Consider the following 295-nt stretch of genomic DNA (forward strand, 5'->3'; position numbering starts at 1 on the left):
GTTGCCGAAGCCAGCAGCCAACCCGCCGCGGCGAACAGGTAGGGCAGGAGGGTATGCATCTTGCGCTCTTTGCGGCGGTCGGATCGGCGGCTCCACCAGATCATGCCGAAAATAGTGCAGAACTGCGGGATCGCCGCCAGCAGGCCAATCATGATGTTGCTGCTGCCGGTGTTGAAGCTCTGCAGGATCTGCGGCGTCCAGATATTAATGGCGCTGAGGGTATTGGTCAGGCAGAAGTAGGCGAGGGTATACATCAGCACCGCTGGCGTCAGTACTTCGCGCAACGTGGAACGCG

The 295-nt window shown here is 60.3% G+C and carries 1 pseudogene; it reads right to left on the bottom strand.

Annotation, left to right across the window (positions count from 1 at the left end):
- A pseudogene (locus ACSIPU_RS31075) lies at positions 1–295 on the bottom strand (4-hydroxyphenylacetate permease); the annotation flags it as partial.

Source organism: Klebsiella sp. HN106, from assembly GCF_051209435.1.
Taxonomy (GTDB): Bacteria; Pseudomonadota; Gammaproteobacteria; order Enterobacterales; family Enterobacteriaceae; genus Klebsiella; species Klebsiella oxytoca.